This is a genomic window from Mesorhizobium sp. M0772 (assembly GCF_040320135.1).
Taxonomy (GTDB): Bacteria; Pseudomonadota; Alphaproteobacteria; order Rhizobiales; family Rhizobiaceae; genus Mesorhizobium.
Genome location: NZ_JAMYPB010000056.1, coordinates 19207 through 36726 on the forward strand (window position 1 = coordinate 19207; position 17520 = coordinate 36726).

General features: G+C 58.0%; 15 protein-coding genes and 1 pseudogene. 10 read left to right on the plus strand and 6 right to left on the minus strand.

The genetic code is table 11. From position 1 onward, the window contains the following. Window positions 1–19: 19 nt before the first annotated feature. From trbL to NKI06_RS26635, 5 genes are read left to right on the plus strand one after another with little or no spacing between them, the layout of a single operon-like run. Window positions 20–1342: a P-type conjugative transfer protein TrbL gene (gene trbL / locus NKI06_RS26615; protein ID WP_352667932.1), complete on the plus strand. Its 1323-nt coding sequence runs from the start codon at window positions 20–22 to the stop codon at window positions 1340–1342. Continuing rightward, on the plus strand, window positions 1343–2074 hold the full coding sequence (gene trbF, locus NKI06_RS26620; RefSeq protein ID WP_023724108.1) for a conjugal transfer protein TrbF: 732 nt from the start codon (window positions 1343–1345) through the stop codon (window positions 2072–2074). Then, window positions 2064–3092 (plus strand): P-type conjugative transfer protein TrbG, encoded by a 1029-nt coding sequence (trbG, locus tag NKI06_RS26625; protein WP_352667930.1) that lies wholly within the window; start codon window positions 2064–2066, stop codon window positions 3090–3092. Before trbF ends, trbG begins: the two co-directional genes overlap by 11 nt. 10 nt (window positions 3093–3102) lie before the next feature. Next, the gene (locus NKI06_RS26630) at window positions 3103–4320 is read left to right on the plus strand and encodes a TraB/TrbI/VirB10 family type IV secretion system protein (protein WP_352667928.1); all 1218 of its coding nucleotides are present in this window, start codon (window positions 3103–3105) and stop codon (window positions 4318–4320) included. 13 nt (window positions 4321–4333) lie between these two features. After that, window positions 4334–4612, plus strand: a complete 279-nt coding sequence (locus NKI06_RS26635) for a DUF2274 domain-containing protein (RefSeq protein ID WP_023692449.1) — start codon at window positions 4334–4336, stop codon at window positions 4610–4612. Between the two features lie 173 nt (window positions 4613–4785). Here the strand turns inward: NKI06_RS26635 and NKI06_RS30940 are convergent. The 3 genes and pseudogenes from NKI06_RS30940 to NKI06_RS26645 form a co-directional block, all read right to left on the minus strand. After that, a pseudogene (locus NKI06_RS30940) lies at window positions 4786–4857 on the minus strand (MucR family transcriptional regulator); the annotation flags it as partial. Window positions 4858–6093: 1236 nt separating this feature from the next. Continuing rightward, window positions 6094–6489 carry an avidin/streptavidin family protein gene (locus tag NKI06_RS26640; protein ID WP_023704085.1) on the minus strand — a complete coding sequence of 132 codons (396 nt, stop codon included), beginning with the start codon at window positions 6487–6489 and terminating at the stop codon, window positions 6094–6096. Window positions 6490–7152: 663 nt separating this feature from the next. Continuing rightward, window positions 7153–7680 (minus strand): hypothetical protein, encoded by a 528-nt coding sequence (locus tag NKI06_RS26645; RefSeq protein WP_023704084.1) that lies wholly within the window; start codon window positions 7678–7680, stop codon window positions 7153–7155. A 71-nt stretch (window positions 7681–7751) separates the two neighbouring features. On the opposite strand from NKI06_RS26645, the gene NKI06_RS26650 reads away from it, so the two are divergent. Both NKI06_RS26650 and NKI06_RS26655 read left to right on the plus strand, forming a co-directional pair. Next, complete coding sequence (locus NKI06_RS26650; RefSeq protein ID WP_031213868.1) at window positions 7752–7967, plus strand: hypothetical protein; 216 nt, start codon at window positions 7752–7754, stop codon at window positions 7965–7967. A 374-nt stretch (window positions 7968–8341) separates the two neighbouring features. After that, complete coding sequence (locus NKI06_RS26655; RefSeq protein WP_023704082.1) at window positions 8342–8464, plus strand: hypothetical protein; 123 nt, start codon at window positions 8342–8344, stop codon at window positions 8462–8464. Window positions 8465–9040: 576 nt separating this feature from the next. Here the strand turns inward: NKI06_RS26655 and NKI06_RS26660 are convergent. Then, window positions 9041–10522, minus strand: coding sequence for an FRG domain-containing protein (locus NKI06_RS26660; RefSeq protein ID WP_352987623.1), 1482 nt, complete (start codon window positions 10520–10522; stop codon window positions 9041–9043). A gap of 153 nt (window positions 10523–10675) precedes the next feature. Further along, window positions 10676–11806 carry a DUF3800 domain-containing protein gene (locus NKI06_RS26665; protein WP_023704080.1) on the minus strand — a complete coding sequence of 377 codons (1131 nt, stop codon included), beginning with the start codon at window positions 11804–11806 and terminating at the stop codon, window positions 10676–10678. Between the two features lie 784 nt (window positions 11807–12590). Between NKI06_RS26665 and NKI06_RS26670 the strand changes: the two genes are divergently transcribed. After that, window positions 12591–14342 (plus strand): caspase family protein, encoded by a 1752-nt coding sequence (locus NKI06_RS26670; protein ID WP_245275904.1) that lies wholly within the window; start codon window positions 12591–12593, stop codon window positions 14340–14342. Next, window positions 14339–15301, plus strand: a complete 963-nt coding sequence (locus NKI06_RS26675) for an alpha/beta hydrolase family protein (RefSeq protein ID WP_352987624.1) — start codon at window positions 14339–14341, stop codon at window positions 15299–15301. Before NKI06_RS26670 ends, NKI06_RS26675 begins: the two co-directional genes overlap by 4 nt. A 41-nt stretch (window positions 15302–15342) precedes the next feature. Here the strand turns inward: NKI06_RS26675 and NKI06_RS26680 are convergent, their stop codons facing one another. Further along, on the minus strand, window positions 15343–16095 hold the full coding sequence (locus tag NKI06_RS26680) for a papain-like cysteine protease family protein (protein ID WP_084632877.1): 753 nt from the start codon (window positions 16093–16095) through the stop codon (window positions 15343–15345). Window positions 16096–16453: 358 nt separating this feature from the next. Between NKI06_RS26680 and NKI06_RS26685 the strand changes: the two genes are divergently transcribed. Beyond that, window positions 16454–16906, plus strand: coding sequence for a cupin domain-containing protein (locus NKI06_RS26685; RefSeq protein WP_352987625.1), 453 nt, complete (start codon window positions 16454–16456; stop codon window positions 16904–16906). Window positions 16907–17520: the final 614 nt, after the last annotated feature.

Below are 17520 nucleotides of genomic sequence, written 5' to 3' on the forward strand. Positions count from 1 at the left end.
CAACGAGGAAGGCGGCGACATGAACGACCTCGGAGTCATCGATCGCTTCATGGAGACCTTTACCCGCTACATTGACAGTGGGTTCGGTCTGCTTTCGGGCGACGTCGCCTTTCTCACCACCATTCTGATCGGCATTGACATCACGCTCGCGGGCTTGGTCTGGGCGTTCGGCGGCGAGCCCAACATTCTCGGCCGGCTTGTTCGCAAAGTGCTCTATGTCGGCGCCTTCGCCTTCGTCCTGAACAATTTCAAGAACCTCGCCGACATAATTTACCGCTCCTTTGCCGGTCTCGGCATCAACGCATCGGCCGGCAACCTGTCCGCCGACAGTCTCCTGCGGCCAGGCCGCATTGCCGCGGCCGGCTTCGAGGGCGCCTGGCCGCTCCTCAATCAAGCGAGCCAGCTAGTAGGCTTCCCCGAGATCTTCGGTAACGCGCTCACCATCTTCGTGCTGCTTCTGGCCTGGTTCCTGGTCCTCATCGCCTTCTTCATTCTTTCCATCCAGCTCTTCATCACCATCCTCGAGTTCAAGCTCACCACGCTGGCCGGCTTCGTCCTGGTGCCCTTCGCGCTCTGGAACCGCTCGGCGTTTCTGGCCGAGCGCGTGCTCGGCAATGTGATTTCGTCGGGCATCAAGGTGATGGTGCTTGCCGTCATCGTCGGCATCGGCTCCACGCTCTTTGGCGAGTTCGCTTCCGCCCTGCAGGGCCAGGAGCCGGACCTGGCGGCGGCCATGTCTCAGGTACTGGGTGCGCTGGCGCTGCTTGGGCTCGGCATTTTCGGCCCCGGGATTGCCTCGGGTCTTGTTTCCGGCGCGCCGCAGCTTGGCGCCGGCGCGGCACTTGGAACAACGGCGGCCGCAGCTGGATCAACGCTCGTTGTCGGAGGCGCTGCGTTTGCCGGCGCGCGCATGGCAACAGGCGGCGGCCTCGCCGCAGTCCGTGCCGGCGCCGCCATGGGGTCCGCTGCCACCGTCGCTTGGCAGACGGGGCGCGCGACATCGCCCGAGTCCGGGCTGTCCGGGGTAGCTGCTGGGCTACATGGGGTTGCGAGTGCCGCTAGCGGCGCCGCGATGCGGGGAATGCGATCCGCAGCAGAACCATTCCGCCGTAGTGCCGACGCCGGTCGCGATGCCGGCTGGACCGCGACCGGCGGCATGCCGACCGCGTCAAAGACAGGAACCTCGCCCGCTGCAGCCTCTGACCCCGCGCCGGTCTGGGCAAGGCGTCTGCGTTCCGAACAGACCGCACGCGCCCATCGCAATGCTGCCACGCAGGCGGTGCGCGATGGAGATCGGGGCGGAAGCGGCGCCAATCCCTCCCTCAATGACAAGGAAGACTAGATGCTCTTCAAGCGACCCGTTCAGCGTTATGGAAAGACGCCCGAACCCGTAACACCCTACCAGAAGGCCAGCCAACTCTGGGATGAGCGCATCGGCACGGCGCGCGTCCAGGCCAAGAACTGGCGCTTCATGGCCTTTGGCTGCCTGGCTCTGACGACGGGGCTTTCCGGTGGGCTTCTGTGGCAGTCGATGCAGGGCCGCGTCGTGCCTTATGTCGTCGAGGTCGACCGCTTTGGCGAGGCGCACGCGGTCGCGCCGGCAGTCCAAAACTACCAGCCCGACGATGCCCAGATCGCCTGGCATCTCAGCCGCTTCATCCAGAATGTCCGTTCGGTTTCCACCGATGCGGTTCTGGTGCGGCAGAATTGGCTGTCGGCCTACGACTTTGCCACCGACCGAGCGGCGCTCTTCCTCAACGAATATGCCAAGGCGAACGACCCTTTCGGCCAAATCGGCACGCGCAGCGTGTCAGTGCAGGTGACCAGCGTGGTCAGGGCTTCCGACAGCTCGTTCCAGGTTAAATGGACCGAGCAGGTGTTCGAGCGCGGCAGCCTCGCCAGCACGACGCGCTGGATCGGGATCCTCACCATCCTCATCCGCCCGCCTAGGACAACCGAGCAGCTGCGCAAGAACCCGCTCGGCGTCTTCATCAACGCCATCGACTGGTCGCGCGAGCTCGACAGCGCCGCGCCAACCCCCGTTTCCCCTAAGGAGCCCGCCAATGACAAATAGAGCCCCATTGCTTCGTGCTGCCTTGATCCTGTCGGCGTCTGCTGCGGTTCTTTCGGCCTGTGCCTCGAAGCCAGTGCCGCCGCCTCAGATTTCCTATGACCACGAGGACTTCAAACCAGCCGCGATCGAGAAGGCGCCGGAGAAGCCGGTCAAGGTCGTGGAAGTGCCGAAACCGTTACCGTTGCCTGGTCAGTTGATGCCCGCACCCGGCAAGCCCGCCCCAGATAAGCGCTCGCCGGAAGAACAGGTCGCCGATGCCAACAAGGCGGCGACGCAACAACCCACCAAGTTTGGCTATGTCAATGCGGTGCAGGTTTACCCCTTTGCCGACGGCGCGCTCTACCAGCTCTACGCCGCGCCGGAGCGCGTCACCGATATCTCATTGCAGCGGGGCGAGAAGCTGACCTCGGTCTCAGCCGGCGATACGGTCCGTTGGGTGATCGGTGACACCGTTAGTGGCTCAGGCGATGACCAGCGCACTCATGTGCTGGTGAAGCCATTCGCGCCGGGGCTTGCCACCAATCTGGTCATCACGACGGACAGGCGATCCTATCACCTGCAACTTCAAAGCACTGAGAAAACTGCCATGGCGGCGCTCTCCTGGATTTACAGCGAAGACCAACTCGTGGCGCTTCGGCGGCGCAACGCTCAGGCCGAGGCTGAAATGCCCGCGGCCTCGAACATAGCACTCGAAAACATCCGCTTCCGGTATTCGATCGCCGGCGACACGCCACCGTGGAGACCGACGCGTGCCTTCGACGATGGCAGCAGGGTGTATATCGAATTTCCGAGCCGTATCGACCAAGGGGAGGCGCCGCCGCTCTTCATCGTCGGAGCCGACGGGGACAACCAGCTCGTCAACTATCGCATGCGCGGCAACTACTACATCGTCGATCGCCTCTTTGCTGCGGCCGAGCTGCGGCTTGGCACCAAGCAACAGCAGGTGGTGCGCATTACGAGAAGCGACGGTCGGCAACCGCCGCGGCGGGTTTGGCTGTTTTCGCGTTTTGGCAGGTGAGGGGAGGCTCATGAACGATACTTCCCATCCGAATGCTCTGCCGAAGCTCAATCCCGAACAGCTGCAGCTGCGAGCCTCGCCCCGCCGAGCGGTGCGGTTCAGGCGCGGCATAATCGTCGCGATCGCTGCTGTTGGTTCCGGCGCTGTTTTTGGCGTCACGATGATGGCGCTGCGGGGACCCGCATTGCGCCTGAAACAGCAGCCCGAAGAGCTCTACAGCACGGACCGCAAGCCGACCGCCGAGGGACTTGAAACGCTGCCCAAGGACTATTCCGGGAGCAAGCCGAAGGCTCCGGTGCTTGGACCGCCGCTGCCTGGGGATCTCGGCCGTCCTATTCTCGAGCACCAGCGCCAGCTTGGCATCGCACCAGGGCAAGACGTTTCCGCCGAGGCCCAGCGGCTTGCACAACAAGCGATTGAGGCGCGCGAGTCGCAAGTCCTCTTCCGCATCGAAAACCGGCCCCAGCAGACGGAAGCTTTTGGCAATGGGCAGGGCGGACGTTCGCCTTTCGAGACGGCGTCTCCGCAGCCAAATACAGAAGGCCAGCGAGCTTCCGTCGCGCCGGCCGAGGGCGACCCGAACAATCAACAGCGCAAGCTCGATTTCATCGATCAACGGAATACCGGCGGGATCTACAACCCGCATACACTGCAGACGCCGGCTTCGCCCTATCAGATCATGGCCGGTAGCGTGATCGCTGCAAGCCTGATCACCGGCATCAATTCCGATCTGCCCGGCCTTGTCGTCGCCCAGATCACCGAGAATGTGCACGACAGCGTCACCGGCAGCATCCTGCTCATCCCGCAGGGCTCACGGCTGATCGGCACCTACGACAGCGTTGTAGCCTTTGGGCAAAGGCGCGCTCTGTTGGTGTGGCAACGCATCGTGATGCCGGACGGCTCATCTATCGAAATCGACAATCTGCCCGTGACCGACGCGGCCGGCTATGCCGGGCTCGAGGACAAAGTGGATTTCCATACTTGGCAGCTGATCAAGGGCGTCGCGGTGGCCACATTGCTGGGGGTTGGTACCGAGTTGAGCTTTGGGGAAAATGAAAGCGACTTGGTCAAGGCAATTCGTGAATCCGCCCAGCAGAACGTCAGTCAAGCCGGCCAACGGATCACGGAAAAGAACCTGAACGTCCAACCCACGATCACTGTCCGCCCTGGTTGGCCGTTGCGCGTCGTCGTGCACAAGGACCTCGTGTTGCGGCCATATACGGGGTGAACAGGAGGACTTGATGGCTAATTTGAAACTCGGAAAACTTCCGGACCGGACACCTTCGAAGATCACCATCACCGTTGGCGCCGACTTGAGCCAAGCACTTAATGACTATGCCGCACTTTACCGTCAGACCTATGGCGAGTCCGAAACCGTGGCTGAACTGATCCCCTTTATGCTGGTCGGATTTCTGGAAGGTGACCGGGCATTTGCCAAGGCCAGAAAGGAAGGTTTACTGGGCGCTGGCGCGTCGGAGAAACCACGAAGGCAATCATCTTCCACGCTGGACAACGGGTAGCGCTTGGTGTCGTTTGGTCGCACGCTAGGTTCTTGATCCTGACCGCGTTGCGGCCGGTCCCAGCGAGCGCTTCGCAAAATTGAGATCAGGCTTTCGCTTTACGCGTTGAGGTAGGTTTTCTTGGCCGGAGCAGCCTTCCTTCCCAAACCTAACGATTTTGCCAGCGCTTATCAGGCGGCCGAATAGTTCAGGGCGACCACGGGATAGTCCTTCGCCAGTCTCCACCTCGCCTGGTATGTATCGGGGCCGTGCATGCGTGCGATCTACCGGTGGGAGTTTTTCTCGAGCCTTTCGGCCGCGTCTGCCAGTTCCTTCGATCATTTCTTGAGCAGCGAATTCGCTTCCTCCCGGAAATATTCCCCAAGATGGTCAAGCAAAGCATGGATCGAACGCGGATCCTTGGGGTCTGCGAGGTGAGCGGGGTCGCCACGCCGAATTAGGGCATGTAGCCAAGCCCACTGCCGCGGTTGCGGTTGGTCCGGCAAAGCGGCGATGAGCTCTGCGGTCCCGGCGTCGGCCTGTTGCTGTCGCTACGCGACCAGAGCCGCCTTTTCAACCGCTTCTGACTCGCCGTCGACCAAGCCTTCTAGAAACTCCACAGACTCCTCGATCGGCATCCATCCCGCAAGTTCGGCGACCATCAGACGGTCCGAACTATCTGTGCACTCATGCGAGTGATCGTCTCGACCAAGCGTCGCGTGGTGCGGCACGGCACAGCAAGCGCCTAATTTGATGGCGAACGGGAACCGGCGCTGCGGCGTGGTCGCCCAGCAGGACGTCCGCTGCCCTTTCGGCATGAGCTCCAACAACAGGTAGGCGGCCGACTCTGCGCGGGACGCAGCACGCCGGCGGTGATGAGCCGATCGCGAGTCGCGTCTGCAACGGCCAGTCTGGCAGCAACGCTGGCCGTCCACGGATAGATCGCACTCCCATCAAGTAGCGTGCCAGCGAGACGGAGCAAAGCATATCCGTCGCTGGCATGGAACGCCTGGGTGCGGTTCTCTATCGTCGCCCTTCGCCAATACCGATCGACCAGCTCATATTCGCGACAGCCGGCCCAGCGCTCGCTTCCGGGAATTCGGCAATAGATCGCCGCCAATGTGGGACGTGTAAGCGACAGCAGCACGTCTTCAGGGAGGAACTTAGGATCGCGGCCGGACCGGAGGAGATGTTCACGCACTTGCGCCAAGGTGAAGTCAGGCACGGCCACTTCGCTCAGCCCCTCGGTCGTCTGATGCAGCAGCGGCTGGATCCGGATCGGGCCAGGTGGTCGAGGAACAAGGTCAGCCAGACGCCGTCCTTGTTGCCAAGTTGCGGAAATCCTCGAAATTGGCAAGCTGCGGCCAAGATCGGTGCGCCAAATGGTCTGACGAACTTATACATCCGGGACAGGTAAGACAGGCTATTCTAGCTTCGTCAGATCACAGGTCCACCATCGCCGAACCTTCGAGCGAGAGCAACAGCCTGAAATCTTGCAGCGGCTATTCCCGGCCGAATTGATCTGCACCTGCGTTGATTGAAGCCCACATATCGTCGGGTTCCTCGGCATCGGCAACGTTTTGCGTCATCTGCCAAAGAGTGTCGAGAACGTCTGAACCATCTGCAGCGGTAGTCAGTTGCCCTACCCAAGCAGTTATCGCTGCTACCGGCCAGGCGACGACAAACGAGATTAGATCGCCATTTACAAATCCGGCCACGTCTCCGGTCAAGGACTTCCCGCTCCCGCTTTTCGCGGTCGTATATGAACCGGACACTTTGTTCCCCACAACGGCAAGAAACATCTTCGAACCAAGCTCGTTTTTCCAATGTCCGGCAAAGTCGGGACCGTTGCCTGAAGTCATCGAAAGCAGCTTAAGCGCCGTCTCAACTTTTCGCACGTTACATTCCTCCCAAGGTCGACCTTGTGTGGCTTATATCCAAAGGGAGCTTGACGAAGCAAGGCACGTTCCGTCAGTTGTGGGAGAAAAAGGGGTGATAGCAATCACGACAGAAAACCAGCCAGCCTAGATTCACCACTCGTCATGGCCGACGAATCCAATGCGCTGACGACGGCGACAAGAGACCGCCGCCCCTCCGGAGCCAATCCATCATTCCAACCAATCTTTCTGTCCCGCATTGCGCTTTGTTGCCGGCAATAGAAGAACGACTCTGTCCAGGATCTGATTTCAGACAGAATGTTGCCCGCACCGGACGGCAGTTTCTAGACGCAGATATTGAATGCACCCCTCAGATCGGCGCACTCCCCCTGCGCCACTGAACATTCGCTGACTAGCATTGGGCTTGTTCTCGGATTGCCGCTTCGTGTTCGCGTACGAGTTCTTGGAAGCTCGCGAACGCGTTCTCGCTCCAGCAAGGTCACAATCTTGGCAAGGTCGAGCGGCTCACGTCCGCCGAACCCGTAACGGACCTGGCCCGTCTTCTCGTTGACGATCCGCGTTACGAGTTGCGTCATTCCAACCACAAACCGCGGCGAGAACCGATGATTGTAGGCATTGCGGAAATCGTCGGTGCCATCGCGGAAGGCACTTGCGCCAATGGCGTCAAGCGCGCTTAAGTCCTTTGTAGCCTCCCCAAGACTTGCCATACTTGTCAGCCACGTGGGGATAGATGTCGTAGTCGAGCGGCAGGTCGTCGCTCCAGGTGGCGGGCCGCTTGAGCATATTCGCCTGATGGCACGGATGGGCGGCGGCGAAGCCGAAGCGCCCCTTGACTACATAGGGAGAGTTCAAGGCGTTGGTGGCGAGTGTGTCGATGAATTCATGGGTCGCGTCAAATTGTTTCTTCTGCGTTAGCGACTGGATCACCCTTGACCAAGCTGTCAGGCTATGGACGTCGTTGGTAAATCTATTGATGGTATTGGCGAGCTCACGCCCAAATTCGTCGAGCATCCACGAATACGCCATCCATTGGACGCCAATCGGATTGGGCAAGTTCGACCAATTATAGGGCATATAGCGCCTGGTGAGCGGCGTCCCCTTTAAGGTTTTCGGGAACTGTCGATAGAGCGAGATTCCCATAGCGAGAGTTGTACTCGACGGCGTTAAAAAGCCATACGCGTCAGTCGCCATTTCAATCTGATCGCGCCAGTATAATTCGGCTTAGGGATTGCGTCCGAGGGCGTCGCGGATATGACGTTTGCATGGCGAACCAGTGCGATGGCGGAGCATTGACGGGCGGGCAATGGAACTTTTCCGGTGTCCTCTACCAGTTGCTTGCAACGTTGAAGGCCGGCCTCACCGCAATGATCGAAGAAGTGGTAGCCAACCGCGACGGTGCCAGCGTCCGCATCGTCGTCGAGCGCGCGAGAGGCGGCGATGCCCAGACGCTCCAACCTGTGGTCCGCAGGGTCGACTAAATCAAGATCCGCCGGCGCCTTAGACTTCGCGCACGATCGTTGAAGAGGTGCTTTGAGGCCGCGGGCAATGGCGCACAGCCAACCGAATTCCGGTTCATCACAATCTCGATGGGACGGATGCGTTCGCAAAGTTCGTCGAGTCAATCGGCAACGCGCATCGAAATGGCAAAGGTCCAGCGGATCTCGATACCTTAGAGCTGCGCTTTCGCTGGGGGACGGAAAGAATATCACCGGAAGGTCTGTTCAGCCACATCGTCGAGACCTTGGACGCTCCTGAAATATGGTGTGGCGTTTTCTGGCGACCCTCAGAGTGGCGGGCTGGTCGGAGGCAGCATTCACCGATGAGATCGATGCTATGCTGGCCGAACGCGTCGATGAGCGAGATCTCCGTCAAGCGCAAGGCGTTTGTGGCGCAGCTCCTCGGCTTAGGCACGGTCGGCGTGTCGCTTTCCGCAAACGCCCTGCTTCAAGGGGTCGATCTCATCCTGCGCGGCTGACCTTGGCGCGGCGCATACCGGGGATTCTTCGCGCTCAAATCGAGACGCCCTGCAGGTGGCGAGATTTGATCGCACCATTGGATGTGCGGGGCGGGCCGGCGTCGATCGAAGCCCCACTTTCGGTTCCGGACAAGGCAAGACCTGTCGGCTGTGCCGCGCCGCACTGATTGATGCCGGCCAATGCGCGATGTTGTTGGCGGCGAGGGGGGAACTTGCCGACATCGAGGCCAAGGAAGTCTGCTTGTGAAGGTCGGCAACAGGGCGGTATCGCGCTGCGGCGGCGATGAATGCCGCACGGTGCACAGTTGGCTTAGTTGGGCTGTGTTGTGGATCACTGGAGGCTGCTCTGCTGAGAGCCTCACTTGACCAAGGCAGCTTTGCGCCCAATCTAGGTCGTTCCGCCTGCATTCTCGACTGCCTAAAAGCCGCCGTCCCGACAAACAGGCCATCCTGCTGGCCGAGAGGTCACACGAACAGAGACAATCGGGCTTTGCATGGGCCGTCCCATCGCCAAGACGAGAGGCCTTACGCCATTAAATTGCGCAAGGGGGGACGCTTCCAATTTGGCAGTTCACACTAGGCGCGGCCGAGGGTAAGTACATGGAAAGCCGAGAAGGCAACTGGATCTCTATAAGTGGCCACCTGCCAAGGAATAATCTGGACCACGAAAAGCTCCACTAGTTGTTGGCCGTCAAAATTCCGACCGGGTCTCTGCCAATCCTCGCCCAGTATGCTATCCAGCCAATCTCCATGTGGATCAAAGACTGGCCCCCATTTGTCACGGACATCTTGCTTCAAGGCTAGCCATAAATCCTGCAAGTTCACAAATGCCCTTGCAGCATTCTCCCCAGAGGTGGACATTTCGATCTCGGTTGTCGGACCGAGTAGCGTTTCAGCAATTCTGCGCTGCTCCAGCCCGTTACTCAAATTAACGTTCTGGAACGCGCGTTGCAGGTTTATGGTAGCAATGATGCAGCGTGCGATATGATCGGCCGAATAAGGATGTGGACGCATCCCGCCCCATACACGATCGATCAGATTCTGCAGCTTTTCGTCGTCGCCCGCAGAGACGGTCACAAGATCCGTGCAGCCGCGACGCTTTTCGATGACCTCCGTTAATGCGGCGATCGAGTTTAACAAGGGCTCGGCCAACACCGGACCCGAGGAGTCCACATCGATGTCTTTCCATCGCTCGTTTGGTCCGGCGATCCAAGCGGGCGGAACGACCAGGGCGTCTTCTTCGGTGGTGTTGTCGTCGTCACTCAGCTCAATCAAGAGCCCGCCGGCCGCGTGAATGTGTTCCAAGAGATCGTCGAACCCGGCCCGTCGGCGCCGCATCACACTGTACTGATCGAGAGCGAGTTCCAATGCGCTCTTTTTGTCGGGGTAGATATTGCGTCTTGGGATCGATGAGTGAGAAGCAATATGAGGGAAGACGATGCGGTCCAGTGGCCAGATATGGTCGAACTTTCCAGGCGCCTCCAAGAACAATCCCTCTTGGGCCTGCAGACGCCACAGATTCGGAACATCCAGGTGGATGAACCGCACTGGTCCGCTATAGGCGTCAAATGCCCCTTCCGCCTCGCGATCGACTAAAAAGATCGCTCCTTTGTCCTCGGTCGATGCTCCATCGCTTGCGAACCAGCCCGCGACCTCCGGACTGCGTGTGAAATCTATGAAGTTGGTTAGGGCGAGGCCGTGGTGCTGCGCTGTAGCAATGAGTGCGTCATCATTCTGCAGATACGGAACGAGGTGCGGGGCACCGCGGGCGAACGAGTAAAAGGCGCCAAAGTCAGTGACCGCCTTGGTGCGGTCGGCGTCGTTGGCTCGGACAAAGCTTGAAACCACCTGCCAGCTCGCATCGCGCTGACCGCGGAAGTACTTGTAGTGACCCCCAGCCTTGAAGTCGGCAGCCAGCGCCACAGCCGTCATTAGATCCGGGGCATCGTACTGAATAAACCCGCCTGGCATTGGACGGCCCAATATTCCCAACGCATTCTGCTTGGCGCCGAGCAGCTCGGCGATCTTCTTATCAGACTGGGGTTCTTCTTTATCCATCAGGGCCGCGTTCTCAATCCTAAACCGAAGCCCGTCAGGGGGCCTCTACAATGTCATTCGCGCATGCGCGCAGATCGTCCGCTACAGATAATCTTAAGAGCCGTCGGTCTGGTCGCGGCGCCGATCCCTCGCGCCCTCCGGAATCGATGCTCGTCAAGACGGAAAGCGCAACTCCGTGCGGCGGAGAAACTGCTCCATGCCATCAAGCGGATCGCGGCCTATATCCGCCCGTTGGGCGAGTTCCTTCAATATCTCTCTGCCGATTCGAACCCGGCGGTCGCTCTTAGTGGCCAACTCGGGGAGGAAATCGACGGAATGAGCGTGAAGTTGGTGCTCCCCCAGCCAACGAGCCACGGTCGTCGCTGCTTCGCTTTGGACGTCCCACGCCTCAAGGGTCATTCCCGCCAACAAATCGGCTACTTGTATGGTCGGGTGTGTTTCAGAGGATCCGAATTCCACGGGTGCAACTAAGTTACCCCTTATCTCGTGTGATGCCTTGCCATCCGTTAGCGAGGTTGATTGATCCTGTCCAACCCACGCGTTGAAAAGGTCGACCCCGTCCGCCAAAGGCTTTGAATCGTCGCACAGGAGGCGCAATTTGGGATATCTGTGACCCCAATAAAAGAACAGAAGCGAGAACAGCGCAGTGGAGGTTAAGTCGAGCGTCCATTTACCGCCTTGGCCAGCCTCCGGACGCAACCATCTTGATCGATCCTCAATGACCGTAGCGTAACCACGGCAGAATTTCAGGATACGCTCCATCTCAACGGCTTGGCTGCTGCCCTTCGAAAAGATGTCGGGGGCAGACGCAGGATCGAAGGTGCGCATGAACTGCTGCATCTGTTCCGCTAATTCCGCATAATCTGCCGGGCTATTGCGTAGCAGGACGAAGATCGCTGTCATTAGATAGCGGTGGAAATCTACCCCGTAGAATAGTGCGCTGTTGGTCGCTAAGACCGGCTCGAAAAAGTACTCGACGAATTTTCCAGCTAGAGCAACCTTCTTATTGTGAACTACCACTTTCGCCCGACCATGTGTCGCGCCGCACAAATCAGTTACGATCATCGGCCAGGTTCCTCGCTTCTTGAGGTTCTTGGCCTTCAGTTCATTGCCCTGAAGGAGGCGGTAACGCATACGCAGATCGCTGATGAGGGAGGCCGATTCGTCTACGGTCAGGTCATGAGAGGCATAGACGAAATAGGGTTGTTGATTGTCCAGCAGACGAGGTCCGGTGAACCCTGCTTCGTCGAAAGAGATGAGCCTGCCTTCAGGCGTTGCAATCATCCGGTTGCTCCATTGGTAGGCGCGAGCTGAGACCCGCTTTGTCTGTTGCACACGCGGAAGCCGCGAGGGATTGGCCATTAGATGAATGGCAGTCGACTAGCTTCTTTGGAAGACCTTTTCCGTACATTCATCTTCGAAGTGGGAACAACTACCGACTCACGACCATTTAGCCGCTGCCTGTTGCCCGCTTTTTGCGATTCCCGACATAGAGTTGCCGGTCCGCAATGACACCAGGGCTGCTGAAAGCTTCCGCATTGAATACTGAGCCCCCGCTTCAGATCCTCAACCTTAGCAGGACATTCGAAACGCGCCTATAGCGCCGCTGATGTTCCGTTCTTGAGAAATGGCAATTGATGGAGGGCGAATTGGCTCAGTTAACCCTCAAATCTGCCGGACTATTGAGCGGCCCCGATCCCGATGTCCTACGGGCGCCAAAGGACGGCAAGTTTTAGGAGTCCACGGTCCCACTGCGAGAGCCCAAAACGGGTCGCGTGCCACCGTGGCCCTATCAGCGTCATCTGCGCATCGTTTGGCGTTAACTTCTTGGACAAAATAGTCGCCAGCCAATGTCCCCAAGTAGCGCGACGGGAGATTAAGGTAAGCGGCAATAGGGTAAGTCTGCAAGTTTTTGCGATCCAATGCCGTTTTCTGGAGCCGTGCGCCTCAAAAGACGCCAGGTCGGCTCGACAAGCTCAACTGTAGTGATACGCTGCATTTGACTCGGCCCTATTCCGGAAGGCGGTAGTCCGACATGCACAGGCGCCATTTCATCAAGTTGACCGGCATGACCGTAGCAACTGCTATGGTTTCACCGTCTTGCGCGCGCGCGCAAGCTAACGGCAAAGTTGCCATTGTGGTGGGTGTCGACAGGCCTGGAAATCTTCCGGCTCTATCGGCTGGCGTAAGCAGCGCGCGCAAGGTGGCGGAATGGCTTACATCGGAAAACTTCGACGTGGCACTACTAACCGACGACACATCTCCTGTTAAAGCGGCCGATATCAAGAATGCCATCAGCACACGGCTGGCCTCCAGCGCTCCCAGACTACTTTTAATCTATTTCTCTGGGCACGGATTTGTGAACCAGCAATCCGAATTTTGGATGCTGTCGGGAGCGCCCGAAGACCCGAACGAGGCAGTCAATCTTGTCGGTAGCGTCCTTATAGCGCGGCAGAATCCAGTGCCCAACATCGTAATAATCTCGGATGCTTGCCGTTCAGCGCCGAGTGATCTCGGAATTTCAAATGTTCAAGGCAGTCTGATATTTCCCAATCGCGGGCGCGCTGCGACAATGAGTGTGGACGTTGATCAATTTCTAGCGACGAGGGTCGGCGAGGCAGCTTACGAGGTAAAGCTTTCGGACAGTATTGCCAACTTTCAGGGACTATTCACAACCAGCTTTCTGAGCGCGTTCCAAGATCCACGCCCCGAGATGGTCTTCGATTTGGATGGTGAGAAGGTCGTGCCAAACCGACGGCTGAAGAGATATCTGCTGTCCGACCTTCCGAAGCGTGCGCAGGCGAGTGGACTTCTGCTGAGGCAATTGCCCGACTCGAGCGTAACGTCGGACGATGACATCTACATTGGCCGCGCTCACTTCTCGGTGGGGCAACAGGCACCCCTAAAGCCAATGACGACGCCAGAAGATATTGCCGCAAACGACATCTTAGGTACAGAACCGCCGAATACTGGCGGCGAGTCTAACACTAAATTGAGCCGCGCCGGCGATTATGTGAACGCCAAGCTTGATCTCTTGTCTGTCCCTTTCAACACTCCAGCTTCGGCCACGGGTTCGACTGTGCTTGTCGTCGGCGCGAAGGGGATCAGGACTTTGCTAGTAAGCGCAGGGCTTGAAGCGAAGACCACTGGTAGCTCTGATGGCGATGCCGTGAGTATAGAGGTCGTTCATGCTCGTAATCGTGCTTACTCTATCGCCATCCGTTTTGCGGACGGCTCGGGTACTGTAATTGCCGGTCTTCCTCGGCACGATGTGACGGTCGTCGTACGCGAGGAAGGCGTAGCAAGCGTAGCCTACAACACACGCGACAATGCCTTCAATGCCGAGCGGTTGACAAGCCTGAGGGCTGCGGTGGCGGCTGCGGCGTCGATTGGGGCATTCCGGCTTGCAAACGAGGATGCAGCTGGAAAGTTCGCAGATGAAATCCGAGTGATGAAAGGGGTCGACCCAATGCTTGGAATTTTTGCCGCGTATGCATACGCGCAGGCAGGACGTATCGAGCAATTGATTTCAGTGGCGCAATTCATGAAAGGCGATCTCGGCGTTTTACCATTCGACGTCGCTATGCTTGCCGCCTCCACTGGCGCTGAGCCGCCGCCTGCCACACACGATATAGTGGATCCGGCGATTGTTCCTTTCTGCCCGATGCTTTCGCAAGGATGGAATTTTTTGCAAGCGGTTGGAGCCTCAATCCCCAAGGAGTTCGAGGAAGCGCGCCATTTCTTAAAGCAGGCCCTGTGGACGACTTTCGACCACAAAGGGATGGATATCGTGCTCGAAGCTCAGGTGTGGAAATCATGACGATGCTGTCGAGAAGAACGGTTCTTGCCGCCCTCGCAGGGCTGTCATCGGTCGCGGTTCCCAGTGCGTCGGCCCAGCCTCAGACGGCGAAACTGCTCCTCGTGCATGGGCGAGGTCAGGCCAATCTCGATCCTCAAAAGCTTAAGGCCGCTTGGATCGAGACGCTGACTCTTGGGGCGCAAGCACTCGGTATGCACATTCCCGAAAATCTAGATGTCGAGTTTCCCTACTACGGTGACGAGCTGCAGCGATTCGTCGATCAGGCGAACCTCCCGTTGACCGGAGAGATCAAGGCCCACGGTGGAAGTGGTCAGGACGATGATTTCCTTGCCTTTCAATCCGACGTGGCGCAATCGATCCGAGAGCAGACGGGCATAACCGATACGCAGGTTCTGGACGAATATGGTAACAACGCGCGTCCGAAGGGACCGCTGAATTGGGAATGGGTTCAGGCAATCCTTGCCGCCATCGACAAACACGGTGGCGGCATGAGCCAAAGCGCGATCGAGCAGTTCACGCGAGACGTCTACCTGTACACGAGGTATCCAGCTGTTCGTTCTACCATAGATGCCATTGTGCGGAGAGCACTGACCGCCAACAAAACCGTGGTCGTCGGCCACTCCTTGGGCTCTGTCGTAGCATACAGCGTTCTGCACGACGCAGGACAGGGTATCAACATTCCGCTCTTCGTCACCGTCGGCTCCCCGCTTGGCATCCGGGCCATCCGCGACCAGTTGGCACCAATTTCATACCCAAGCGGCGTGAAGGACTGGTTTAATGCATTTGATACTCGGGACGTGGTGGCGCTCTTTCCGCTGGATGAACAATCTTTTCCAGTAAATCCGCCGATCCGCAATTTTCCGGGGGTAAGGAACCACACCGATAATCGGCATGGAATTGCCGGTTACCTCGACAATCGCGAAGTCGCACGGACTATTCTGATGGGAGTCGGTTCGTGACCCAAGGCCGCGCCCGACGTTGTAAGACGAGTGTAGAGTAGTCAAAAGGTAATTATCTGCCAACGGAGGGGAGTACGATCCATGTGCCCCCCAACTAAAAAGGCTGCCTCTCGCTCAAAGACGTCTTCAAAGTCGAACGCCGTTTCGTAGTGAAACGTCCCGTCTTCCGGATCGACGAACTCCATCCAGGACTTCTTATAGGCTTCCGCCGATTCATTTTCATCAGGGCTGTAAATGCCCACAAGTAGCCTAGCGTGCGCCGTAATCCCGTCGCCGGCTGTGATCCAAAGCGGTCCCCGCTCTCGCAGGAGACGCCTAAACGTTTTCAGCGGATAACTTGCGGGAGGAATTGCGCGCAAGCCTGCCTTTTCAACGAGATCCTGCTCGGCGCCGCCTGGAAGGCCATTATCTTCCGACAGATAAAGAAGATATGGGCTTCCAAGAGTTGCTATGGCCTCAGGAATGGTCAGCATCCGCTGTTCACGCCATGAAAGCATCATTGTGTAAACGGCCGCCCAGCAACTCATGGGTGTGGGCTGTCGCACTGGAGAAACATCGTAAGAAACCACTGATCCCAAACCTGGAAACGTACGGCGCGCGGGCGGTGGCAAGGCGACTTCGGACGATCTGAGTGTGACGACCATATTTGCTTCTGCTCGCATGGGAAGGACCATTGACGAGAAGATGCTGGCGAAGATGCAAGCTAGTATCACCGCACGAGCTAGTAGCGGACTGGCGGGAGGGCCGCCAATCTCGTCATCTTCGATCTGGCGGTGGCTAGTTGTCCGTTTCATTTGCTTTTCCTCACTTGAAGAAGCCTGTTAGATAGATGCCTTTGACAATTTTCAAACATAAAACACCGTCTGCCTCATCTGCAAACGGCAACCGCTGAAGCCGCGACAATCTCTTCACGTAATAGATTCCAACTATTTGTGAAATATCATAAATCACCTATAACTCATCTCGGATAAGATTGACCATCGCCGTTTTCCTATTGTCCTCAATCAATCATTGGACCAGGACAATTCTGATAGCGCAAAGCATGCTAATCCAAGCATCTGCAATGCAACCACGGCAAGCGACTTGACGCAAAGGGAGTTGCGAACTTTCGCAGTAATATGTAGCTTAGAAATAGAAATTCAGGAGGAAGCGATGTCAGGAGATCCGTTTGATTTTATCTCTTTCGATGAAGGTGTCCAACGCATAAGGGGTGCGTGGGGACAAAGTGGAAAGGCATACAATCCTGACAGAGTTATGACTTCGCGAGACGAGGATGTCCTCCGCACAATCGACTCGCTCAAGATCTCCGGGATGGAAAACGGCTTCGAGAAATGGCACCTCCCTGTTTATTTCGCGAAGGAAGAAAGTCAGGGAGCGCAGTTTTTTATCACTAAAGCTGAGCCGAACGCGAAGGTTCGTGAACATTCGCATAAGGATGGCGATGCTATGCGATTCATCGTGTCCGGCTCAGTGATATACAATGGGAAAGAACTTGTCGGAGGCGACTGGATGTTCGTTCCGAAGGACGTTCCATACGCTTTGGACGTCGGGCCGAATGGGGCGATCATGTGCTATTGTTATCCCTGTTGCTGTGTTCCACGTTGAAGTGCGAGCAGGGCCAACAGTTTTCCGCACCCTCATGTCAATAGAGTTGCCCCTTGCTGCGGCGACAAAGAGGCCGGCTGCAGAACGGCAGCTTCTCGCATCACTCAGCCGATAACGGACAGCAATGCGCCCCATGCCGGTCAAAGAGGCCTTGCCGCCGTTCCTCCATAAGCAGACATTGCAGACCTACAAGGACGTCGCTTTTACGCCCGAAGCGCCGCTTCGGTTGGTCCTTCAGTGACCTGGCGGCCCAAGGGAGTCGTCCTCCACCGCCCGACCTCGTCCGCAACTCATCGTTGCCGCCAGCGGCTCTGCTCCTGGCCTTCCCGCGATGACCGAGCGGGTAGTGAAACATGATGGTCAAGCCTGAAAAGCAAGGTCCAACCTAGCCGCCTTTCCAGGCCTGCGTCATCATCGTCCAGCAGTTCAGGATCCTGCGTGCGCCAGCCGGGTCCGTCGGGTCGGCCGGCCGCACAGTTTTTTTCATCCCGCTGGAACTGGCGAAGGAATGCAGTTGGTGTCGCTGCAGATGCCGCCGCGTGGTGCCTGTGGGCGATTGGTGGCAACACCTGATCGGCCGCCGCTCCTTTACGAGGCGGCTTAGCGTGTGAGCC